This window comes from Pseudomonas sp. BN411 (genome assembly GCF_029871235.1).
GTDB lineage: Bacteria > Pseudomonadota > Gammaproteobacteria > Pseudomonadales > Pseudomonadaceae > Metapseudomonas.
In genome coordinates this window covers 1-21168 of sequence record NZ_SSOM01000062.1, presented here as the reverse complement: position 1 = coordinate 21168, position 21168 = coordinate 1, and the positions used below count along the sequence as shown (strand labels likewise).

At 64.7% G+C, this 21168-nt stretch carries 20 protein-coding genes; 8 read left to right on the top strand and 12 right to left on the bottom strand.

Annotation, left to right across the window (positions count from 1 at the left end):
• Window positions 1-167: 167 nt before the first annotated feature.
• The 10 genes from E8F06_RS09815 to E8F06_RS09770 all read right to left on the bottom strand — a co-directional run bounded on the left by E8F06_RS09815 (window position 168) and on the right by E8F06_RS09770 (window position 10277).
• Window positions 168-1025, bottom strand: coding sequence for an EamA family transporter (locus E8F06_RS09815; protein ID WP_280366571.1), 858 nt, complete (start codon window positions 1023-1025; stop codon window positions 168-170).
• A gap of 28 nt (window positions 1026-1053) precedes the next feature.
• Window positions 1054-1716, bottom strand: coding sequence for a response regulator transcription factor (locus E8F06_RS09810; RefSeq protein ID WP_069083862.1), 663 nt, complete (start codon window positions 1714-1716; stop codon window positions 1054-1056).
• Window positions 1717-1769: 53 nt separating this feature from the next.
• A complete protein-coding gene (locus tag E8F06_RS09805) occupies window positions 1770-2315 on the bottom strand; it encodes a PQQ-dependent catabolism-associated CXXCW motif protein (RefSeq protein WP_280366568.1) in 546 nt (181 codons plus the stop codon).
• A gap of 138 nt (window positions 2316-2453) precedes the next feature.
• The gene (locus E8F06_RS09800) at window positions 2454-2948 is read right to left on the bottom strand and encodes a hypothetical protein (RefSeq protein WP_280366565.1); all 495 of its coding nucleotides are present in this window, start codon (window positions 2946-2948) and stop codon (window positions 2454-2456) included.
• A gap of 17 nt (window positions 2949-2965) precedes the next feature.
• Window positions 2966-3931, bottom strand: a complete 966-nt coding sequence (locus tag E8F06_RS09795; protein WP_280366563.1) for an SCO family protein — start codon at window positions 3929-3931, stop codon at window positions 2966-2968.
• A gap of 9 nt (window positions 3932-3940) precedes the next feature.
• Window positions 3941-6046, bottom strand: a complete 2106-nt coding sequence (locus E8F06_RS09790) for a multicopper oxidase domain-containing protein (protein ID WP_280366561.1) — start codon at window positions 6044-6046, stop codon at window positions 3941-3943.
• Window positions 6047-6528: 482 nt separating this feature from the next.
• On the bottom strand, window positions 6529-7323 hold the full coding sequence (locus E8F06_RS09785; RefSeq protein ID WP_280366559.1) for an ABC transporter permease: 795 nt from the start codon (window positions 7321-7323) through the stop codon (window positions 6529-6531).
• Between the two features lie 46 nt (window positions 7324-7369).
• Entirely contained in the window at window positions 7370-8092 is a 723-nt protein-coding gene (locus tag E8F06_RS09780; protein WP_280366556.1) for an ABC transporter ATP-binding protein, read from the bottom strand.
• A complete protein-coding gene (locus E8F06_RS09775) occupies window positions 8089-9057 on the bottom strand; it encodes a YVTN family beta-propeller repeat protein (RefSeq protein WP_280366553.1) in 969 nt (322 codons plus the stop codon). The genes E8F06_RS09780 and E8F06_RS09775 overlap by 4 nt, the downstream gene beginning before the upstream one ends.
• Window positions 9058-9080: 23 nt before the next feature.
• On the bottom strand, window positions 9081-10277 hold the full coding sequence (locus E8F06_RS09770; protein WP_280366550.1) for an ABC transporter substrate-binding protein: 1197 nt from the start codon (window positions 10275-10277) through the stop codon (window positions 9081-9083).
• A gap of 152 nt (window positions 10278-10429) precedes the next feature.
• Here E8F06_RS09770 and E8F06_RS09765 point away from each other — a divergent pair, with 152 nt between their 5' ends.
• On the top strand, window positions 10430-10564 hold the full coding sequence (locus tag E8F06_RS09765) for a hypothetical protein (protein ID WP_280366548.1): 135 nt from the start codon (window positions 10430-10432) through the stop codon (window positions 10562-10564).
• A 530-nt stretch (window positions 10565-11094) separates the two neighbouring features.
• Here E8F06_RS09765 and E8F06_RS09760 read toward each other — a convergent pair.
• Window positions 11095-11568 carry a Bro-N domain-containing protein gene (locus tag E8F06_RS09760; protein WP_280366545.1) on the bottom strand — a complete coding sequence of 158 codons (474 nt, stop codon included), beginning with the start codon at window positions 11566-11568 and terminating at the stop codon, window positions 11095-11097.
• 1025 nt (window positions 11569-12593) lie between these two features.
• Between E8F06_RS09760 and pedF the strand changes: the two genes are divergently transcribed.
• From pedF to E8F06_RS09740, 4 genes are read left to right on the top strand one after another with little or no spacing between them, the layout of a single operon-like run.
• A complete protein-coding gene (pedF, locus tag E8F06_RS09755; RefSeq protein ID WP_179058325.1) occupies window positions 12594-13031 on the top strand; it encodes a cytochrome c-550 PedF in 438 nt (145 codons plus the stop codon).
• A 5-nt stretch (window positions 13032-13036) separates the two neighbouring features.
• Entirely contained in the window at window positions 13037-13915 is an 879-nt protein-coding gene (locus tag E8F06_RS09750) for a transporter substrate-binding domain-containing protein (RefSeq protein WP_280350337.1), read from the top strand.
• Window positions 13916-13928: 13 nt separating this feature from the next.
• On the top strand, window positions 13929-14678 hold the full coding sequence (locus E8F06_RS09745) for a quinoprotein dehydrogenase-associated SoxYZ-like carrier (protein ID WP_280366543.1): 750 nt from the start codon (window positions 13929-13931) through the stop codon (window positions 14676-14678).
• 9 nt (window positions 14679-14687) lie between these two features.
• Window positions 14688-15623, top strand: a complete 936-nt coding sequence (locus tag E8F06_RS09740; protein WP_280366542.1) for a quinoprotein relay system zinc metallohydrolase 1 — start codon at window positions 14688-14690, stop codon at window positions 15621-15623.
• Between the two features lie 95 nt (window positions 15624-15718).
• Here E8F06_RS09740 and E8F06_RS09735 read toward each other — a convergent pair whose 3' ends face one another.
• The gene (locus E8F06_RS09735) at window positions 15719-16732 is read right to left on the bottom strand and encodes a hypothetical protein (RefSeq protein WP_280366540.1); all 1014 of its coding nucleotides are present in this window, start codon (window positions 16730-16732) and stop codon (window positions 15719-15721) included.
• A 227-nt stretch (window positions 16733-16959) separates the two neighbouring features.
• On the opposite strand from E8F06_RS09735, the gene E8F06_RS09730 reads away from it, so the two are divergent.
• The 3 genes from E8F06_RS09730 to E8F06_RS09720 all read left to right on the top strand — a co-directional run.
• The gene (locus E8F06_RS09730; RefSeq protein ID WP_280366539.1) at window positions 16960-18744 is read left to right on the top strand and encodes a PQQ-dependent methanol/ethanol family dehydrogenase; all 1785 of its coding nucleotides are present in this window, start codon (window positions 16960-16962) and stop codon (window positions 18742-18744) included.
• A 209-nt stretch (window positions 18745-18953) separates the two neighbouring features.
• Window positions 18954-20537 (top strand): methyl-accepting chemotaxis protein, encoded by a 1584-nt coding sequence (locus tag E8F06_RS09725; RefSeq protein WP_280366537.1) that lies wholly within the window; start codon window positions 18954-18956, stop codon window positions 20535-20537.
• A gap of 116 nt (window positions 20538-20653) precedes the next feature.
• Window positions 20654-21168 (top strand): aldehyde dehydrogenase family protein (locus tag E8F06_RS09720; protein WP_280366535.1); only part of this gene is annotated, 515 nt, incomplete at its 3' end.

Here is a 21168-nt window from a genome sequence, read left to right as displayed (position 1 = left end):
GGGGTGAGGGCTGTGTCAGGTCCGCTCGGTATCTGCCCTTTTAGCGAATGAATTCGCCCCCACAGGGACAGCAGCTGACGCGAATGCCGGATGCAGGATGGCGCTTTTTTGTAGGGGCGAATTCATTCGCCAAGGGTCGCACAGCGGCCCCCACAGAGAAGCGTGTATCAAGCCCGCTCCGGCACCGCCTGGAACTTCGCCCGCAGCACCAGGGCGATGCCGCCGAGGACGGCCATCGATACCAGCGCCAGGCGCAGGCTGATGTGTTCGCCCAGCAGCAGCGCTCCGCCGAGTGCTGCAAGGACAGGGACGCTCAGTTGCACGCTGGCGGCCTGGAGGGCGCCGAGGCCGGGGAGGGCGCTGTACCAGATGGCGTAGCCGATGCCGGAGGTCAGGGCGCCGGAAAGCACGGCGTAGATGAGGCCCGGCAGGTCGAGGCGCAGTTGGTCGATGAAGGGCAGCATGAGCAGCGCGGCGAACGGCAGGGCGCGGATGAAGTTACCGGCGGTGGCCGCCAGCGGCAGGCCGGCCTGGCGCCCGAGCAGGGTGTAGGCGCCCCAGGCGAGACCCGCGAGCAGCATCAGCAGGCCGCCCACCAGCGGCGGTGCACTGGCACCGGGCAGCAGCAGGACCACCAGTCCCCCGGTCGCCAGCGCGAAGCCCAGGGCCTGTTGCAGGTTCAGGCGTTCACCGCGCACAAGGCCGAAGACCACCATGCACAGCTGCACCGCGCCGAACAGCAGCAGCGCCCCGGCGCCGGCGTCCAGTTGCAGGTAAGCGTAGGAGAAGGCGGCGGCGTAGACGAACAGCGCCGCGGCCGCGCGCCAGTTGCCGGTAGCGGCCAGGGGCTGACGGCGCAGGCGCAGCAGCAGCCAGAGCATCAGGGCGCCGGAGGCGATGCGGATGACGGTGAAACTCACCGCGTCTATGTCGGTGTGCTTGAGGGCGAGGCGGCAGAGCAGGGAATTGCCGGCGAAGGCCAGCATGGCCAGGGCCGTGAACAGCAGCGTGCGGGCGGCAGGCATGGTCGTCCTTAGGGAAGTACCCGGATGGTCAGCGACGCAGGTAAGCAGTGAAGTCGATATCGCTGGCCGAGAGAATGGCCTGCACCCGGTTGTGCACGTTGAGCTTGCGCAGGATGGCCGAAACATGGGCCTTCACCGTGGTTTCGGCGATGTCCAGGTTGTAGGCGATCTGCTTGTTGGATTCGCCCTTGGTCATCCGCTCCAGTACCAGCAGCTGCTTGCGGGTCAGGGCCTGCAACAGCTCGGGCGGGATGCTGGCTTCTTCGTGGTGGCGGCGCGGCGAGGTCTTCTGGGTGCGGATGATGTCCGACGGCAGGTAGACGTTGCCGTTGAGTATCTGCTCGATGGCGTCGGTCATCTGCGCCCGTGGCGAGGACTTGGTGATGAAGCCCACCGCGCCGTAGGTGATGGCCTGCAGCACAACCTGCTTGTCCTGTTCGGCGGAGACGATCACCACCGGCACCGTCGGCGCTTCGTTGCGCAGGTTGATCAGCCCGTTCAGGCCGTGCATGCCGGGCATGTTCAGGTCCAGCAGGATCAGGTCAAGGTCGTCGTGCTCCTGGGTCAGCGCCAGGGCGCTGTCCAGGTCGGCGGTCTCCATCACTTCGCTTTCCGGGAAGCCGTCGCTGATGACGTTATGGATGGCTTCGCGGAACAGCGGGTGGTCATCGGCAATCAGGATTTTGTACACGGCCTTTCACCTCGTTTTTCTCATTATGGTGCGGCATGCCCGGACACGCCGGATCAGGGGAAGGGCACGGGACGGGCGGGCTGCAGGGGCAGGCCGGCCTGCTCCCAGGCGTCGATTCCGTCACGGTACCAGTAGAGGTTGGTGTAGCCCAGCGCGGCGGCGCGCTTCACCGCGTTCCAGCTGAGCCAGCAGTCGGAGCGGCAGTAGAACACCAGGGCGCGGTCGTGTCGGCCGCCACTGGCCAGCTGGAGGTTGCGGCTGAAGTAGTCCTGCCATTGGGTGCTGAGTTCGCCGTCACCGGTGTTGGCCAGCCAGAGGCTGCCGGGCAGGTTGGCGTGGGGCTCGTCTTCGATGAATTGCCCCTGCAGCCACTGGCGGCGGTAGACGTCGACCAGCAGGGTGTCGGGCTGCGCCTTCAACTGGGCCTGGAGCTGGGGGGTATCCAGGGTCCGGGCGGCTTCGGCCTGGGCTGGGGTAGGGCTGCGGTAGCGCGTCAGGCGATAGCCGTCGGCGGAGAACAGCGGGGTGTCGGCCGCCTCGCCGGCGACGGCGGGCAACGCGAGGACAACACAGGCAAGGCAGGTGAGTAAGCGCTTCATGGCGGACGCTCTGTTCTTTTTATGCAGCCATTACAGGCCAGCGCCGCTGCTTTTGGTATTCGACGTTGAGAGGGGGCAACTCGTACCAAAGTAGTAGATGGCCCTGCCGGCCCGCGCCCGGCAGCGGCCACCGACGGGTCAGAAGTCAGGCGTCGAGAAGCTCGCTGTAGCGGCAGTGAGCTGGCCCTGGTCGACGTTGAAGGTCAGCTGGAAGGTGGCCAGCACGGGGATAGCGACCGCCGTGGCCTTGGCGTTGACCGGTGTGATGAGGAAGGTCAGCTCCACCACGTCGGTCGGGCGCAGTTCACGCACCACGCGGTTCTCGCCATGAGCGAAGAAGCGGGTCTTGCTGGTCAGTCCGGCCCCCACCACGTTGAGGAAGTCGATGAACAGGATGGCCCCCGGCGGCCCATTGAAGTCGGGGTCGCTGAATCCGGTGCTCCTGATGCGTGCGGTGCCATTCAGGCTGATGTCCTCGGTGGCGGTGGTCACGGTGCCGGCGATGGGGATCACCAGTTGGTCTGCCCTGCGCGTGAACAGCGGCAGGGCATTGGCGATGCCCGATGCCGTGGCAGCCACCAGACCGGCGAAGGTCAGCAGTGCGGCGGGTAGATGCCTTCGATTGATGTTCATCTGTACCTCCTCGACCCTCAGGGGGTCGCCAGGCTGCCCTCGCTCGGCGGTAGGGGCGGCGACTCCGATTGCCCCGATGGGGTCGTGCCTTGTTGTTCGAGATAGTGGATCAGCGCCTCCACATCCTCGTCACCCAGGTGCAGGTTGGGCATGCGCACCTGGTTGTGGCGATTGAACAGTTCCACGGCAATCGGGTCCCCTTGCTCCAGCATCTGGTCTGGGGCCTTGATGAAGCGCCGCAACCAGTCCTTGTCGCGCCGCGTGGTCACCCCTCGCAGATCGGGTCCCAGCGCCTCGCCCTTCCCGATGGTGTGGCAGGCCGCACAGGTCTTGCGGAACAACAGGCGGCCGGCGTCGGGGTTGGTGATGGGCGGCACGTTCGTATAGCTCTGGGTAGCCACTCCGCGCTGGTTCTGCCAGCCCAGCAGGAAGGTACTGAGCTTGGCCGCGAGGAAATTGGGGTTGTCCAGGGTGGATTGCCGCATCCACTGGCCAGTGGCTTCATTGCCTACCGACAGGCTGGTCAGGTGTGCGTCCGGGTCCTCGGCATCGGTGCTGGACCACAGCCCCAGCTTCCTTTGCGCCAGGCGAATGTCCTCCGGCTTGCCGGTCAGGAACAGCCAGTTCGGCCCCGCGTGGAACTTCTCGGCATAGGCCTTGAGCACCTCCGGCGTGTCGGTCTCGGGGTCGACGGTTATGGAGTAGAAGTGGATGTTCGCGGCCTGGTCTCCTAGCTGTTTCTGCACTCTGGCCAGGTTGGCCGTGCTGAGTGGGCAGCTGTCCGGGCAGGAGGTGAAGATCATGTTTATCGCCACCAGCTTGCCTTTCAGCAGGTCCTGATAAAGGTGTACGGTTTGGCCGTCCTGGGTGATCAGAGGCACATCGGGGAAGTACCCGGGGCCCCAGGGCTGCGCAGCGAGCGCAATCCCGCTGGCCGTCAGCGCACTGACGGCCAGCAGTACCAGCCATTTCAAGCCGCCCATGGCGACCTCCTAGCGGAACGCGGTGGGCAGGATCTCGTCAGGCGGCACGAACTTCACGCCCTGCGGCGTTGGTATCGGCGTTGGCAACGGTCGCAGGAAGGCGCCGCCGGCATCGTCGATTTCCCAGCGCAAGAGCATGGCGTTGTCTTCGTGCGTGGTGTTGTGGCAGTGCTCCATGAACATCCCGCCGAAGTCGCGGAACTGCATGGTGAGCGTGACGCTGCCTCCAGGGTGCAGGCGGTAGGCGTCCTTGCGCCCACGTTCCCAGGCCGGCACGTTGCTCGCCTTGCCGTCGCGGGCGAGGATCTGGCCCTCCTCGAAGTGGATGTGGATCGGGTGATCCCAGCCGCCGCCACCATTCCTCAAGGTCCAGATCTCGCGGGTGCCGAAACGCGGTCCGGCCGAAATCCGACCGAAGTCCGCTGCCAGCGTGGTTACCCCGTCGACCTTGATGCCCCACGGGCCCAGGAAGCTGGTAATCGGGTCGGAGCTGTTCTGCTTCGCCCCACGGCCGAACTCGAAGGTGCGCTGGGCGGCTACCGGTATCCTGGTCAAGTCCGGGTTCTGGATCAGTTTGTCCGGTACCTGGCTGACATCGGGCCGCGCCGGGTCGCGCACAATGCGGAACTCAAGGAAACGGCCCACGCAGGGATCGCTGGAGTTGCCCGACAGCGCTTCGCGCAGGGACAGGTCCTCTTTCGGCCGCCGGCCATTTTCGTGTTCGGCGAGGTTCACGAACCACACTTTGTCGCCAACCTTGTAGCGCTTGAAGTCGATGACGATGTCGTAGCGCTCGGCGATGCCCATTTCGTCCAGCGTGTTGAGTACCACCGGCGTTGGCAGCAGGTTGCCGTCGTTGGCGATCTGGATCATCGGCGAGGCATCGCTCAGGGCCAGCTTGAAGAACCGTGCCACCGCCGCATTGAGGATGCGGAAGCGGTACTTACGCCGTTCCACTTCGAAATACGGCTTGTAGACCAGGTTCACCGTCATCACGTCGCCGAGGAAACCGTCGAAGTCGAAGATATCCATCGCCAGTTGGCCGTCCTGGTCCCAGGCCTTGTCGGCGAGCATCAGGTTCACGTCGTAGTCGAGGTTGCCGAACGACTTGGCCGAGCCACTGGGCAGGCGCAGGTTCACGCCGTCGTTCAACTCCTCGTTGCCGCGGTCCAGGCTGCTGTAGATGTTGAACATCCCGGCGTTGCCCTTGTACACGTTCTGCGAGGTGAAGCTGAACATGTGGTCGTGGAACCAGTGGGTGCTCATGGTTTCGTGGAAGTCACCCTGGACGTTCTCGATACCACCGGCATCGTCGGGCGAACCACAACGCGGGTCGTTGGCGCCCGTGTTGACGGTGTTGTAGCCACCGTGGCAGATCGGGTAGTGGTAGTCGTAATACTGCCGGGGGAAGAAATAGGCCCCGGTGAATCCGTCGTTCTCCGCCCCATGGTGGCCGTTGTGTTCATGGGTACTGATGGTGTGGATACCGAAGCCTCCGTTCTGCGCTGGATCATCCGGCAGACGGTTGTGGTGACGGAACAGGATCGACTCGTGATAACGGCCGATCAGCAGCTTGGGCGGCAGGGTGCCATTGAAGGTCCATAACGCCAGCGGTCCCTGGTCCGGCAGGTTGGGGTGGAAGCGCGGCTTGAAGGCCGCAGAAGCGTTGATGCCGGAGTTCAGGCTCGACGGCACACCGGGGTTGTAGACAGTGTTGGGCTTGGCGCCCTCCTGGGTGACCTCCACCGCTACCTGGGGTGGGAAATTCGTCCACTGCTGGTGGGCCCAGATCGGTCCCGGTGGCCGTCCCTCGATGGGGCCGGTGCCACCGCCCAGTACGGCGGGAACCGGTTGCTGCTTGGTGTTGGCCTGTTCGGTCGGGTCAGGGCCGGGCACGCGCGGAAATGCGGGAATGGGGTTCATCACACCCGCGCCGAAGGTGAAGGCCTTGCGGGGCAGTACATCGAAGCGTGGCATCGGTTGGGTGAAAGGTTGTACGCCGAACAGTGGGCTGGGTGACAACCCCGTGGGGATGTCGAACGTCTCCGCGTAGGCGCTGCTGGAGAAGGGAGTCAGGCCGTGTACGGGAACCAGCAAGCCACTGGAAGTCGCCAAGCCCCATTTGATGAAGTCGCGTCGTGTGACTTCCCCTTTAGTAAAGGCATTCGCCAGGTCAGCGAAATTCTTCCGTGCATGTTCAGCTTCCCTGAGGCGTGCCCTTGACGCGTCTCTCGGAAGGTACATTCAGTCCTCCACGTACTCTCGACCCCTTTAACCCAAGCAACGGGAAAATGCCTTGGTCCGTGGCTACGCCAAAGGAAGCTGGGGCGCGGTGGATGCACAGGTGATCACGCTAACTGACCCTGGCTAGTCCTCACACAAAAGGGCCGCGACAGCTTGCAGAGACGAAGGAAGAACCTCCTGCACTTGTACCTTTTTCGTTCAATCGAAACATATTGTTACTGGTGGCCAGATGCCGTCAATTGGTATTCGGACCGCTGTCAGGCGCTTTATGACTAATGATTTGCCTTTGATTCCCAACGGACGCATACAGCTTTGCGCTGTAACCCGGCCTTAACAAAGGGTGTTTTTTGCCCTCAGCCGGATTTGCGCAACGCGGCGTGCTGGGGGTTGAAGCTGAGCATCGCGGCGATGGCGAAGAACAGGGTCAGCGCCAGGCAGACGACAGTCGCCAATCCGTTGAAGCGCTCATAGAGGGCGAATCGCACCATCTCGACCGCATGGCTGAAGGGGTTCAGGGCACAGAGCCAGTACAGCCACTCGCTGGCCTCGCGCATCTTCCATAGGGGATAGAGCGCCGAAGACAGGAAGAACAGCGGGAAAATCACGAAGTTCATCACCCCGGCAAAGTTCTCCAACTGGCGGATACCGTTGGACAGCAGCAGGCCCAGGGCGCTGAGCAGCAGTGCTGCCAACAGCAGCGCAGGCAATGCCGACAGCAGGCCGAAGGGAGGAGGCTGCACACCGTAGAGCCAGGCGATGGCGAGGAAGGCGTAGACCTGGAGCAGTGATACCAACGAGGTGGCCAGCAGCCTGGCGCCCAGCAGGAAGGGACGGGGCAGGGGGCTGGTGAGTAGCAGGCGCATGCTGCCCATCTCGCGGTCGTAGACCATGGACAGCGAGCCCTGCATGCCGTTGAACAGCAGGATCATGCAGGCCAGGCCCGGGACTATGTAGGTTTCGTAGGTGATGTAGGTGTCGTAGGGCTCGATGATGGCGATGCCCAGGGCCGCGCGGAAGCCAGCGGCGAACACCAATAGCCAGAGCAGCGGGCGCACCAGGGCGCTGAGAAACCGCGTGCGCTGCAGCACGAAACGCAGCCACTCGCGCAACAGGATGCCGCGCAGGCAATGCCAGTAGGGAGCGAGCATCGTCATGTCTCCGAAGGTGGATAGGGTGCGCCGCAACGGCTTGCGTTCATGCACATGCCGTCAGCCGCTCGAACGCTGCAGCCAGGCCGCCTTCCTGCTGTGCGCCCAGGTTGGCGGCGCGATCGTTGGCGATGATCCGCCCCTGGTTGAGCACCAGCAGCCGGTCCTCGGTTCGGACCTCGTCCAACAGGTGAGTAGTCCAGAGCACGGCCACGCCTTGCTCGCGGCAGAGTTGCCGCACATGCCGGTTCAAGCCTTCGCGACTGGCCGGGTCGAGGCCGGCGCTGGCCTCGTCCAGTAACAGCAGGCGTGGCTCGTGGAGCAGTGCGCGGGCGATCTCCACCCGGCGCCGGTGGCCGCCATTGAGCAGGCGAACCTTGTCGTGCCGGCGCGGCTCCAGTTGGTGCCGCTCCAGTTCCCGCTCGATGCGCTCGCCCGCCAGCCGGCCCGGCAGGCCGTGGAGGGCGGCGTGGTAACGCAGGTTCTGTTCGACGGAAAGGTCCAGGTCCAGCGTGCTTTGCTGGAACACCACCCCCAGCTTCGCCAGGGCCTTGCGTGGCTCCTGGCGCAGGGAATAGCCGCAGACGCGAATCTCACCCTGGCGCAGGTCGTAGAGCCGGGTGAGCAGGGCGATCAGGGTGGATTTGCCCGCACCATTGGGCCCCAGGAGAGCCGTGAAGCTGCCCGCCGCGAGGTGGAAGCCAACGTCGGAGAGCGCACGACGCGGGCCATAGGAGAATCCCACGTCAATCAGGTCGAGCGCGTTCATGGCGTCACCACCACGCCCCAGGGATACCGGCCGACCTTGATCGACTTGGTCACCTTGAGGCTCTCGACATCGATCACCGAAACGTCGCCGCTGATGCCATTGGTGGCCAGCAGGCGCTTCTCGTCCGGAGTGAACGCCAGGTGCCAGACGCGCCGGCCCACCAGCAGGTAGTCGAGGACTTCATAGGTCCTGGCATCCAGCACGGCCACATGGTTGGCCGGGCCCAGGGCGACGAAGGCGTACTTGCCGTCGCGGGTCAGCTTCACCCCCACCGGCTGCACCTTGTCCGGGTGCACGCCCTTGATCTGGAACTTCAGCACTTTCTGCACCTGGCGGCTGGCCACATCGACCACCGTCACCGTGCCGCCGATTTCCGCCGAGGCCCAAAGCAGCTTGCCGTCCGGGCTGAACTCCACGTGGCGGGGGCGCTGGTCCACCAGGGTGTTGTCCACCAGCTGCTGGGTGGCGGTGTCGATCCAGTGCAGCATGTTGGTGGTTTCGCTGGTGTTCACCGCCCACTTGCCATCCGGGCTCACCGCCATGCCTTCGGGTTCCACGCCGACCTGGATCTGTGCCAGCACCTGGTCGCTCTGGGTGTCTACCACCGTCACCAGCGCATCATCTTCGTTGGAGATGTACAGCCAGCGGTCATTGGGGTGCAGGGCGAATTGCTCCGGGTCGGCGCCGGAGGGCAGCTCCTTGATGATCTTGCGCGTAGCGAGATCCATCACCTGCACGGTGTCGGAATCGCTGGCGCAGATGTAGAGCAGCTTGTTGTCACTGGACAGCGCCAGGCCACGGGGACGCGCGCCCACATCGAGGCTGGCGGTGACTTCCAGGCTGTCCAGGTCGATGACGCTGATGCTGTCGTCCTTCTCGTTGGACACATAGGCGGTGGCGGCCAGTGCCTGGCCGGCGAACAGCAGCAGGGCGGAGCCTATGGCGGCAGCAAGGGGAGTGGGCATGGCGGATTTCCTTCTTGTTGTTGTCAGTTGGCGGCGGTGAAGCGGTGGCAGTTGCTCTCGGGGCGGTCGAAGCCCAGGCTGTCCAGTTCGCTCACCGGGTGCAGGAAACCGTCCTGGGGCGAGGTGCTGACCAGCGAGCGTGGCTGCACCAGGGGAATGGGTTGGCGCAGTTGGCCGTCCCAGTCGCGGTAGCTCAGCTTGCGGCCCTTGAAGCCATCCAGCGGCAGGTCGGCGGACAGCGCGAGGGCCCGGATGGCCTGGGCGTCGGCGTTCTTCAGGCGGGTCACGGCGCTGGCGATGCTGCGCACGGCAATCCAGGCGGCGAAGTCACGGTCGTTCATCCAGCGCCCGGACAGTGCTTCGAAACGCTTCTGCAACTGGGCGGCGCCGTAGGTTTCCACCGTCTTGTGCCAGCCGGTGGGGGTCAGGCCTTGGGTGCCGGCCACGGGGCGCGGGTACCAGGTGTTGTAGGGCAGGTACTCGCCGAAATCGCCGCGCTCGTCCGCCACCAGCACCACGTCGTACTCGCTGGCCTGCGTGAACAACGGCATGTCCGCCTGGGCGCTGCGGCGCTGGTCGTTGTCGAAGGTCCAGGGTTTCTCCTCGACTATCTTCGCGCCGAAGCGCCCGGCGGAGCGGCGCAGGGCGGAGGCGTAGGCCAGGTCGTCCAGCGTTTCGCCGGTCACCAGCAGCCAGCGCTGCCAACGGCGGGTGGCGAGGAACTGCGCCAGGGCGTCGGCCAGCATCGCGCGGTTGGGCAGGCTGTGCAGCAGATTGGCGCGGCACTCTGCACCGCGCAGCTCGTCGCTGGCGCTGCCGGCGTTGAACAGCAGGCTGTCCGGGAGGGCATCGGCCAGTTGCAGCAGCTCCTTCGCCGGGGCGTTGACCACGAACAGGCGCAGGCCCTGTTCATGCAACGCCCGCGCCTGGGTCAGCAACGCCTCGGGCGTGCCGGTGCGCACGGCGCTCAGCGCGTAGCTCTGCTTGACGAAGCGGCCGGTGCTGTTGCTGTCGATGATGGCGAGTTCGGCACCCCGCAGGCCGGCATCTTCCGGTTCGGGAATCACGTTGGACAACAGCGGGCCGCGCGCGGGCTCCCAGGCCAGATAGCCGATGCGCACCTCCAGGCCGTCGTCTTCAGCGTGGACATGTGTCGCGACCAGGGCGGCGCTGGTCAGCGCCAGCAAGTAGGTTAGGCCGTGGAGCAGGTAATGGCGCATTTCATGGCTCCTCTGAACGTGGAGCCAGCATAGGAATGGGGCAGGGCCTGGGAAATATGAAGAAAGTACCGGTCGGGCGGTACCAAGGTAGTAGAAGGCGGGCGGCGACGAGGCCCTAGGATGATCAAACAAAAACCAGAAGGAAGCCGTCCATGCGCATCCTCAAACACTTGCTGTTGCCTTTGCTGCTGATCCTCAGCCTGCTCGGCTTCGACCGCGTCGGCCCCTCCGGCATCCACCCCCAGGGCAGTACCTCGGTGTTACCGGTCATCTGGCTGAAGGATTGAAGCGCCCTGTCGGCGCAGGTCATTACTCACCTTGTAGGCGCGAATTCATTCGCCAAGGACAGCGAAGCTGGCCCCCGGCTGAACACACGGCGCACCCTACGGGCAGCCGAGTGCCGGCGGGGCACTCATCCTGTGGGGGCGAATTCATTTGAACTCGGGAAACCACGTCCTTAGGGCGTGGTCATGAGTCATCGGCTCTGCCTGTGACGATTGGGCTGCCCAGGTATCAGGTAGACGTTCGTAGGATGTGGTGGAGCGAAGCGATACCCATCAGCTCTGTCCGCATGGGTATCGCAAGCTCCACCCATCCTACGGAGGTTATGCGGCAGCCAGCAGTCCGTAGCCTGGATGAAATCCGGGGCTATCCCACCGCCGCTCCCGGATTGCAGCCGAGCTACGATTGGTCAGCCTGCTCCGAGATGCCCCCTTATAGGGGGCCAAAAGCAAGTCCACGTTCTACGAACGTGGATGTTTACTCGCGAATAAATTCGCTCCCACAAGGTGCCGTGGTCACGTAGCGAATGTACGGCTCACAACAATGCCTTCCTCTCCGGCACCTGCCCCTGGAAGCGAGGCATATCCTCATAGCGAATCCACAGCGTGCCCTGCCACTCCATCAGGTTAAGCGGCTGGCCCTGCCAGCTCATCAGCCGGCGGCGCGGCTGCTGGCCCTGGGCGTGCTCCCGGTCCAGGCCGGGCACCACTTCGTCGGTGATCCAGCGGCGCAGGCCACGATGCTCCGGGTGGTAGTAATGCACCAGCAGCAACTGGTGCAGCCCGCTCTCGTTCACCAACCGTTCCAGGCTGAAGCCGCCGTCCTCCAGAAGGATCAGCTCATCGCGCAGTTGGTCCTCGTCCAGCTTGCGGGTGAAGTCGGTATCGGTGCGGATGCTGGCCAGCTTCGCCAGGTCGCGGCTGACGAACCAGGCGCGGTCGTCGATCAGCAGGGCGCGCAGTGGCAGGCGGAAACGCTGGAAGCGCGTAGGTGTGCGGTAGTCAGTCATGGCGCACCTCCTGGCGGAGGTGGAGGGGCAGGGCGCCAGAGGGGCGCAAATACAGGGTTGGGGCTCTCATGTTCAAACTCCATGTTCGGAACTGAGTAGCCGCCACCGCGGGAAAGGGTGGCGGACCGTGCAGGGTTAGAACCCCGGTCGATACGCACGAAACCGGTGGGCAAAAGCCCACCCATGCACGGTCCGCCATAGACAACCGAGATTCGTTGCGCTGGCGGGCAGCACTCCGATCTCGCTTATGGCGATGTGCGTGTCGATTTTTCGGGGGTTCTAAGCCCGGTTGCAGCCGAAGCCACAACGGGGCGAGACGCTATCGGTGGGGCCTGTAGGACTACAAGGCGGTCGGGGCGTAGGGCGCTTCTGATGCGTCAATGCTCACAGGTGATGGGTATCGCTGCGCTCCAGCGGAGCGCCGCCCGCCACATCCTACGGACTGATCCTGCGCATGCCGGGGCCCATGATTTGGCGCTGCTGCGAATGCGCCCGCCGCTGTCTCCGACGGGGCTGCCGCCAGAGGCGGCGGAATTGTGCGCCACGAAGGTATTACCCAGGCGATACCAAGGTAGCAAGGTCAGCCAGGAGGCTGAGCCCTAGCATGACGGACACAGGAACCTTCAAGGGGATTCCGCCATGCTCGTCATCAAGCATCTTCTGTTTCCGCTACTGGTGCTCTGCTGCGTACTCGAGTTTGAACTCGCCAGGGCCTCCAGCGACCTGGCCGGCCAAAATCTTCCTCCCTTGGCTCTGCACTCCAGAGCCAACTGAATAGCCTGGCCTCTCTCGCTTTCACCGCACTCGCTCGCCGGCGAATGGCCTCCAGCCATTCGCCGGCACGCTCGCGCGTGCCCGTTTGCATTGCTGCCTGCGGGCCTTTCGTTTGCCTCCGCCCGCACTACTACCAAGGAAGTAGGGCCAAGCCACCAAAGCAGGATGGGGGTGTGATCGGGGGCTTCTTACCATTTCCTCACAGCGCCTCACCGGGGCGCCGCCTTGCACAGCTAATGAGGATGTACGTGATGAACAAGAACAGCGCACTGCGCGGCCTCGCATTCCTGGCCGGTCTGACCCTCAGCGGAATCGTCCTGGCCCACGGCGACGTGGTGCCCCAGGCAGTGAACACCGAAGGCCTGGAGCAGTTGGGCAAGGAGTGGCGTGAGGAAAACCCCTACCGCGCGCCCTATGCCCAGCATGACCTGGCGGTTGAGATCGGTTCTTCCGCCTACAACCAGAACTGTGCGCGCTGCCATGGCCTGGAAGCCAAGTCCGGTGGTATCGCGCCCGACCTGCGCTTCCTGGAAACCGACGCCAGCGGCGATGAGTGGTTCAAGGAGCGGGTGATCAATGGTGCGGTGCGCGACGGGGCGGTGTACATGCCGAAGATGGCCGACTACCTGAGCCAGGAAGCGCTCTGGGCCATCCGCACCTACCTGGAAAGCGTGCACGTGGACGAGTGATCGCCATGCGCCTGCTGGTTCTGTTGTGCTGGCTGCTGTGCCTGCCTCTGGCGCAGGCACAGGTGCGCCCCTATGACGACATCGTCGACTCGGGCGTGCTGCGGGTGGCCGTCTACGAGAACTTCGCGCCCTACAGCTTCAAGGAAGACGGCAAGGCGCGCGGGGTGGATATCGACCTTGCCAACGCCCTGGCCGAGGGGCTCGGGCTGAAGCTGGAACTGCTCTGGGTCACGCCGGGAGAACGGCTTGACGATGACCTGCGCAACTTCATCTGGAAGGGGCACTACATGCGTCCCGGCGTGCTCGCCGATGTGATGCTGCGGGTGCCTTACGACCGCGACTACTCGCAGAAGCGCAACGACGTGGGCGAGTTGGCCAACGAGCAGGTGGTGATGTTCGGTCCGTACCAGCGCGAACGCTGGCAGGTGGCCTACGACAGTCGGCGCCTGCCCGAGGTGCCGAGCATCGGGGTGTTCCAGTTCCATCCCATCGGCGTGGAACTGGAAAGCGTGCCGTCCTTCTACCTCACCTCGGTGTTCGCTGGGCGCCTGTCGCGCAATACCCACCACTATCCGGGGCCGGCGGCGGCCTTCGAAGGCATGCGCAAGGGTGAGGTGGACGCGGTGATGGCCCTGCGCGGGGAGCTGGACTGGCTGGAGCACCAGGCCCACGACCCGCAGATTCTCAACGCCGACAACACCTACCCCAACCTCGGCCAGCCCGAATGGGACATCGGTATGGCGGTGCACGAGAGCAATCGCCAACTCGCCAACGCCGTGGAAGAAACCCTCGACGGCATGGTGCGTGACGGCCGCATGGAAAAGCTCTACGCCGCCTACGGCCTGCGCTACGAGTTGCCGGGGCTCTATCAGGACGTTCAATAGCCGGAGGTGCGGGATGCACAGGCGTTCGTTGCTGCTGTTGGGATTGCTCGGAGCCAGTGCGCCGCTGCTGGGCGCTGGCCAGGACCCGGTGGAATCGGTCATGTGGGACTACTTCCACCAGCGGATTCTTGCTGGCCAACCCTTCGTCCACGACCCGAAGGTGGTGCTGGAAGCGCCACCCTTTGCCGAGGATTCTCGCCAGGTGCCGATCCAGGTGGACGCCCGCGCCTATGCAGGGCAGGTGGTGAAAATCATGGCCTGGGCCGAGCTCAACCCGATTCCGCAGATATTCATCTTCCAGCCCGGCGAACACGTGGCGCCGGTGCTGGCCATCCGCATCCGCGTCGAGCAGGCCACGCCCATTCGCGCCGCCGTGCTGACCCGTGACGGCCTCTGGCATATCGGCTCCACGCGCGTCGATGCGGCGGGCGGCGGCTGCACCGCACCCAGTGTGGTGCGCGCCCAGGCCGGCTGGGAGGATCGCCTGGGCCAGGTCCACGGCGGCCGTTTCTCCCATGGCGGCAGCAACCGCCTGCGCATGCGCATCGACCACCCCATGGACAACGGCCTGGTCGGCGGCATCCCCGAGTTTTTCCTCAACCAGGCCGAACTGCGTGACGCCCGCGGCCAAGTACTGGCAAGCCTCGAACTGTTCCCGGCGGTGAGCGAGAACCCCACCATCAGCCTGGAAGTGCAGGGCAACGAGGACGCCAGGTTGTGGTTGCGCGACAACAACGGCAACGAATTCGAGGCCAGCTTCTAAGGAGGGACCATGCGCCTGATCGCCCTAATACTGGCCTGCGTCGCCATCACCGCCCAGGCCGAGCAGGACTACGCACTCAGCCCCAGGCAGATCGCCAAGGGCACCTGGCTGCTGGAAGGCAGCACCGACAATTTCGACAAGGCCAATGGCGGCAACATCGTCAACACCGGCTTCATCGTCACCGAGGCGGGTGTCGTGGTGATCGATACGGGGCCTTCCAGGGCTTATGGCGAGGCCATGCGCCGGGCCATCAAGGCGGTCACCGACCAGCCCGTGGCCCTGGTGCTGCTGACTCACCATCACCCGGATCACGTGCTGGGCAATCAGGCTTTCAGCGACGTGCCTATCGCTGCGCTGGCCGGCACCCGCAAGTTGCTCGACGAGCAGGGCAACGCCATGGCGGAGAACATGTATCGACTGGTCGGGGACTGGATGCGTGGCACTGAGGTGGTGTTGCCGAGCCAAATCCTGGAGCCGGGGGAGCGCGATATCGGTGGCCATCGCCTGCGCCTGCTGGGGCTGCGCGGCCACACCGGCGCCGACCTCGCGGTGCTGGATGAACGCACCGGCGTGCTGTTCGCCGGCGACCTGGTGTTCTACCAACGCGCCCTGACCACGCCCAACAGCCCAGGCCTGGATGCCTGGCAGGAGGATATCGACACGCTGGAGGCGCAGCCCTGGAAAGTCCTGGTGCCCGGCCACGGACCTGTCAGCCAGGACAAGGCACCGTTCGCGCAGATGCGTGACTACCTGGGCTGGCTGGACGGGTTGCTGAAAGAGGCGGCGGGGAAGGGGGAGGAGATGAACGAGGTGATCCGGTCGCCTATTCCTGATCGATTCGCCTCGGTGAGGCTCAGCCGGTATGAGCTGATCCGGAGTGTCAGCCACCTCTACCCGAAGTTCGAGGTGGCGCGGATGCAAAGGTTGGATGCGCTAGCCCCGTAGGATGGGTGGAGCTTGCGATACCCATCGATCGCGGCTGATGGGTATCGCTCCGCTCCACCACATCCTACAAAGCTACGGTCGAGATTGGACTGGGCTTACACCAGCTCCGCGTGCTTCAACTCGCTCTTCAGGTAGGCGTAGTAGATCGGCGCCGCCACCAGCCCCTGCAGGCCGAAGATCGCCTCGAACGCTAGCATGGCCAGCAGCAGTTCCCAGGCCCTGGCGCTGATCTGGCCGCCGACGATGCGGGCGTTGAGGAAGTATTCCAGCTTGTGGATGGCGATCAGGTAGCCCAAGGCGCCGACCGCCACCCAGAGGGACACCGAAAAACCGGCGATGAAGATCAGGGTGTTGGACATTAGGTTGCCGATCACCGGCAGCAGGCCAAGGAGGAAGGTCAGCAGGATCAGGACCTTGGTCAGTGGCAGGTGGATGTCCATCAGCGGCAGCACCACGACAAGGAAAATGCCGGTCAGGGTGGTGTTGACCAGTGAAATCTTGATCTGTGCGAAGACGATATTGCGGAAGGCGGTGACCAGCAGGGCCATGCGTTCCAGCAGGACGCGGCTGAGCGGGCGCAGGGTCTCGAAGTTGGGGATGGGCTGCAGCGCGATGATGGCGCCGAGGATCATGCCGATCAGCATGGTCACGAAGGTATGCGCCGCCCCCTTGCCCAGCAGCTGCAGCTGACCGACGTGGGCGCGCAGCCAGTCCATGAGTTCGCGGCGCAGGTCGTCGGCGCTGGCCGGCAGGTAGTTCTCGACGGACGCCGGCAGCTGTGCCCGGGCCTGTTCGGTGAGGGTGATGAACTTCTCCAGCAATTGGCCGGGGTTGTGCACTTCCTGCATGACCACCCCGGCGATCCACACGAAGAACAGCGACAGCAAGCTGACCACCAGCGTGCCCAGCAGTGCCACGGCCAGCCAGCGGGCGCGGCGGCCGCCGGGGATCACCGGTTGCAGGCGGGGCGCCAGGGTGATGACCAGTTCATAGACCAGCAACCCTGACAGCAGGGAAGGCAGGAGTCGGAAGGGCAGTACCAGCAGCAGGCCGAGAAGAACGAGGGCCCAGCTGGCCAGGAGCAGTTGACGATCACTGAAGACTTGCATAGATCCCGGGGCATTGGAGTGTGAAGCAGGGCCGGCAGTCTGCCAGTGGAAGCTGCCGCCGCACAATCGGCAGCTGAAGTATGCGGGGGAATGGCGGTATTGCTACCAACGGAGTAGGAAAATCCGCACTGCGTCCAATTGTTGGCCTCACGTGGCGAACCAAGAATTTGCGGCAGACCGGGAAACTTTCCCGGATCACAACAACAAGCCCGCAGAGGTAGCCGCTAATGAAGCCCGCCACACCCAACCAGCTTTTCGCCCGGACGCTGCTGTGCGTCGCCATGGCGCTGTCCAGCAGCCTTGCCCTGGCCGGTGTCACCGACCAGGAAATCCTCGATGACGCCAAATCCACCGACCAGGTGGTGACCAACGGCCTGGGCCTGCAAGGCCAGCGCTACAGCACCCTGGAAGCCCTCAACAGCGACAACGTGCAGCAGCTGCGCCCGGTGTGGGCACTGTCCTTCGGCGGCGAGAAGCAGCGTGGCCAGCAGGCCCAGCCGCTGGTGAAGGATGGCGTGATGTATGTCACCGGCTCCTACTCGCGGGTGTTTGCCGTTGATGCGCGCACCGGCAAGAAGCTCTGGCAATACGATGCCCGCCTGCCCGACGGCATCATGCCCTGCTGTGACGTGATCAACCGTGGCGTGGCCCTGTACGACGACCTGGTGATCTTCGGCACCCTCGACGCCAAGCTGGTAGCCCTGAACAAGGACACCGGCAAAGTGGTCTGGCGCAAGACCGTGGCCGACTACAAGGCTGGCTACTCCATCTCCGCCGCACCGCTGGTGGTCAAGGGCAAGCTGATCACCGGTGTCGCCGGTGGCGAGTTCGGCGTGGTCGGCAAGATCGAAGCCTACAACCCGAAGAACGGCGAACTGCTCTGGAGCCGTCCGACCGTGGAAGGCCACATGGGCTACGTCTACAAGGACGGCAAGAAGGTCGAGAACGGCATCTCCGGCGGCGAAGCCGGCAAGACCTGGCCAGGCGACCTGTGGAAGACCGGCGGCGCCGCGCCCTGGCTGGGTGGCTATTACGACCCGGACACCGACACCCTGCTGATCGGCACCGGCAACCCCTCGCCGTGGAACTCCCACCTGCGTCCGGGCGACAACCTCTACTCCTCCTCGCGCCTGGCGCTGAATCCGGAAGACGGCTCCATCAAGTGGCACTTCCAGACCACACCGCACGACGGCTGGGACTTCGACGGCGTCAACGAGCTGGTGTCCTTCGACTACAAGGATGGCGGCAAGACCGTGAAGGCCGCGGCCACCGCTGACCGTAACGGCTTCTTCTACGTACTGGATCGCACCAACGGCAAGTTCATCCGTGGCTTCCCCTTCGTCGACACCGTGACCTGGGCCAAGGGCCTGGACAAGGAAGGCCGTCCGATCTACGACGACGCCAAGCGTCCGGGCGCGCCGGCTACCGATGGCAAGCACGGCAGCTCGGTGTTCGTCGCGCCGTCCTTCCTCGGTGGCAAGAACTGGATGCCCATGGCCTACAGCCAGGACACCGGCCTGTTCTACGTGCCCTCCAACGAGTGGGGCATGGACATGTGGAACGAGAACATCGCCTACAAGAAAGGCGCGGCCTACCTGGGTGCGGGCTTCACCATCAAGCCGCTGAACGAGGATTACATCGGCGTGCTGCGCGCCATCGATCCGAAGTCCGGCAAGGAAGTCTGGCGCTACAAGAACTACGCGCCGCTGTGGGGTGGCGTCCTGGCCACCAAGGGCAACCTGGTGTTCACCGGCAACCCCGAGGGCTTCCTGATGGCCTTCGACGCCAAGACCGGCAAGAAACTCTATGAGTTCAACACCGGTTCCGGCGTGATCGGCTCGCCCATCACTTGGGAAATGGACGGCGAGCAGTACGTCTCCGTGCTGTCCGGCTGGGGTGGTGCGGTACCGCTCTGGGGTGGTGAAGTGGCCAAGCGCATCAAGGACCTGAACCAGGGCGGCATGCTCTGGACCTTCAAGCTGCCGAAGGCAGAAACCGTAGCCAAGCGCTGATGCGCTGCAAGGCCCGCCTCGGCGGGCCTTGTTTCTTTCGCCATTCTGCCTGGTGCGCGCGGCGCACCCTACCGGAGGGCACGTGGCTCGGTCGTAGGGTGTGCCATGCGCACCGCGAGGCGCGGATGCTTCTACGACCAAGGAACCATGTCGCCTGATGGCGATTCGCCGCTTAATACCCGAAAACAAAGACAACAAAGGGATGAGCGATGCGCTACTGCCTGATCCACAGCCTCTTGATCCTCCTCATCGCCGCTGGCGTGGCGTTTACGGGCCTGCCGCCCTGGCTCGGCGTCCTCGTGTTGCTGCCGCTGCCCTGGCTGTTCCGCCAGCAGCCCCAGGCGCGGACAACGGTGGAAGAGGGCGCCGACGTGGCCCGGCTCACCCGCGACCTGTCCCGCAGTACCAGCCATAACGCCTTGTCCGCTGCCGGGGTCGCCTGGTCCGTGGACCGCCTGGCCGAGCGCCTCAAGTCCCAGTTGCAGGCTGCCGAACGCATCGTCGGCAGCGCCGAGGTGATGATCGCCACCGAGGCCGCCACGTCCGAACTCAGCCAGCAGGCCTTCACGGCCGCCTTTGACGCGCGCCAGAGCAGCGATGAAGGGCGCGAGGTGCTGCAACAGGCCATCGCGCTCATGCAGCAACTGAGCCTCAGGGCCGGCGCCAGCCGCGAGCTGATCGCTACCCTCAGCCAGCGCAGCGAGGAAATCCAGCAAGTGGCCCAGGTCATCCAGTCCATCGCCAGCCAGACCAACCTGCTGGCGTTGAATGCTGCCATCGAGGCCGCGCGGGCGGGGGAGCATGGACGTGGCTTCGCCGTGGTGGCGGACGAGGTGCGTGGCCTGGCCGGGCGCACGGCCAGCGCCACGGGTGAAGTCGGGCAGATGGTGGCCGACATCCAGCGCCAGACCGCACTGGTGGTGGAACAAATCCAGCAGCTCTCCACGGACCTGGAGGCCGGGGTCGGCCAGGTGGAACTGACCGGCCGCCAGTTGGAGAAAATCGCCGGACTGGCCGCTGCAGTGGAAGGGCAGGTGGACGAAATCGCCCGTGGCGCCCGGACCAACCGCGACCAGCTCACCGGGTTGTTCGAGGCGGTGGGGCAGATGCGCAGCGACCTGGGCATGAGCGATGAGCAGACCCGCCGCCTGGCCGCAGCCGCCAGCCAGCTGGAAGGGCAGGCGGAAACCATCAGCGAACGCCTGGCCGAAGTGGGGCTGGATGACTACCACCAGCGCATTTATGACCTGGCACGAGATGGCGCGAGTGCCATCGCCGCGCGCTTCGAGCGTGATGTGCGGGAAGGGCGCGTCAGCCTCGACGACCTCTTCGACCGCCGCTTCCAGGTGGTGCCGGGTACCTACCCGCAGAAGTACAGCTCGCGTTTCGACCGCTACACCGACCTGGTCCTGCCGGATATCCAGGAACCACTGCTCAAGCAGCACGAGGGGCTGGTGTTCGCCATCGCCTGCACCCAGGAAGGCTATGTGCCAACCCACAACAAGGCATTCAGCCAGGCACCCACCGGCGACCCCGAGCAGGACATGGCCCGCAGCCGCAGCAAACGCATGTTCAACGACCGCACCGGCCTGCGCTGCGGCAGCCACCAGCAACCGCTGCTGCTGCAGACCTACACCCGCGATACGGGCGAGCTGATGCACGATCTCTCGGTGCCGATCATCGTCCAGGGCCGGCACTGGGGTGGGTTGCGGCTGGGGTATCGGCCGGAGCAGGCGGCTGTTCCGGCTCCCGCTAAGAAGGCTCTGGCGCGGGCCTCGGCGCCCGCCAACTAATACCAAATGACGAGGGCGTCTCTCCCATGGGCGCATACCGGGGCTGGGCAACGGCTGACTAAGATCGGTCCACAGCTTGCCCAGCCGGGCAGGTACCGACCAGAGAGAGCAACGCCATGATCTACGCACAACCAGGCACTCCGGGCGCCGTCGTCACCTTCAAGCCGCGTTACGGCAACTACATCGGCGGCGAATTCGTCGCGCCGATTGGTGGCCAGTACTTCACCAACACCTCTCCGGTGAATGGCGAGGTGATCGCCGAGTTCCCCCGTTCCGGCGCCGAAGATATTGAGAAAGCCCTGGACGCCGCCCACGCCGTCGTCGATGCCTGGGGCCGCACCTCGGTGCAGGACCGCGCCCTGATCCTGCTGAAGATCGCCGACCGCATCGAGCAGAACCTGGAAGTCCTGGCCGTCACCGAAACCTGGGACAACGGCAAGGCCGTGCGTGAAACCCTGAACGCCGACATTCCGCTCGCCGCCGACCACTTCCGCTACTTCGCCGGCTGCATCCGCGCCCAGGAAGGCGGCGCCGCCGAGATCAACGAGAACACCGTCGCCTACCACATCCACGAACCGCTGGGCGTGGTCGGCCAGATCATCCCGTGGAACTTCCCGCTGCTGATGGCCGC

Excerpts from the sequence above, each read along its gene's own strand:
- E8F06_RS09815 (WP_280366571.1), bottom strand. The coding sequence starts at position 1,025 with ATGCCTGCCGCCCGCACGCTGCTGTTCACGGCCCTGGCCATGCTGGCC.
- E8F06_RS09805 (WP_280366568.1), bottom strand. The coding sequence starts at position 2,315 with ATGAAGCGCTTACTCACCTGCCTTGCCTGTGTTGTCCTCGCGTTGCCC.
- E8F06_RS09800 (WP_280366565.1), bottom strand. The coding sequence starts at position 2,948 with ATGAACATCAATCGAAGGCATCTACCCGCCGCACTGCTGACCTTCGCC.
- E8F06_RS09795 (WP_280366563.1), bottom strand. The coding sequence starts at position 3,931 with ATGGGCGGCTTGAAATGGCTGGTACTGCTGGCCGTCAGTGCGCTGACG.
- E8F06_RS09785 (WP_280366559.1), bottom strand. The coding sequence starts at position 7,323 with ATGCTCGCTCCCTACTGGCATTGCCTGCGCGGCATCCTGTTGCGCGAG.
- E8F06_RS09780 (WP_280366556.1), bottom strand. The coding sequence starts at position 8,092 with ATGAACGCGCTCGACCTGATTGACGTGGGATTCTCCTATGGCCCGCGT.
- E8F06_RS09775 (WP_280366553.1), bottom strand. The coding sequence starts at position 9,057 with ATGCCCACTCCCCTTGCTGCCGCCATAGGCTCCGCCCTGCTGCTGTTC.
- E8F06_RS09770 (WP_280366550.1), bottom strand. The coding sequence starts at position 10,277 with ATGCGCCATTACCTGCTCCACGGCCTAACCTACTTGCTGGCGCTGACC.
- E8F06_RS09765 (WP_280366548.1), top strand. The coding sequence starts at position 10,430 with ATGCGCATCCTCAAACACTTGCTGTTGCCTTTGCTGCTGATCCTCAGC.
- E8F06_RS09760 (WP_280366545.1), bottom strand. The coding sequence starts at position 11,568 with ATGACTGACTACCGCACACCTACGCGCTTCCAGCGTTTCCGCCTGCCA.
- pedF (WP_179058325.1), top strand. The coding sequence starts at position 12,594 with ATGAACAAGAACAGCGCACTGCGCGGCCTCGCATTCCTGGCCGGTCTG.
- E8F06_RS09750 (WP_280350337.1), top strand. The coding sequence starts at position 13,037 with ATGCGCCTGCTGGTTCTGTTGTGCTGGCTGCTGTGCCTGCCTCTGGCG.
- E8F06_RS09745 (WP_280366543.1), top strand. The coding sequence starts at position 13,929 with ATGCACAGGCGTTCGTTGCTGCTGTTGGGATTGCTCGGAGCCAGTGCG.
- E8F06_RS09740 (WP_280366542.1), top strand. The coding sequence starts at position 14,688 with ATGCGCCTGATCGCCCTAATACTGGCCTGCGTCGCCATCACCGCCCAG.
- E8F06_RS09735 (WP_280366540.1), bottom strand. The coding sequence starts at position 16,732 with ATGCAAGTCTTCAGTGATCGTCAACTGCTCCTGGCCAGCTGGGCCCTC.
- E8F06_RS09730 (WP_280366539.1), top strand. The coding sequence starts at position 16,960 with ATGAAGCCCGCCACACCCAACCAGCTTTTCGCCCGGACGCTGCTGTGC.
- E8F06_RS09725 (WP_280366537.1), top strand. The coding sequence starts at position 18,954 with ATGCGCTACTGCCTGATCCACAGCCTCTTGATCCTCCTCATCGCCGCT.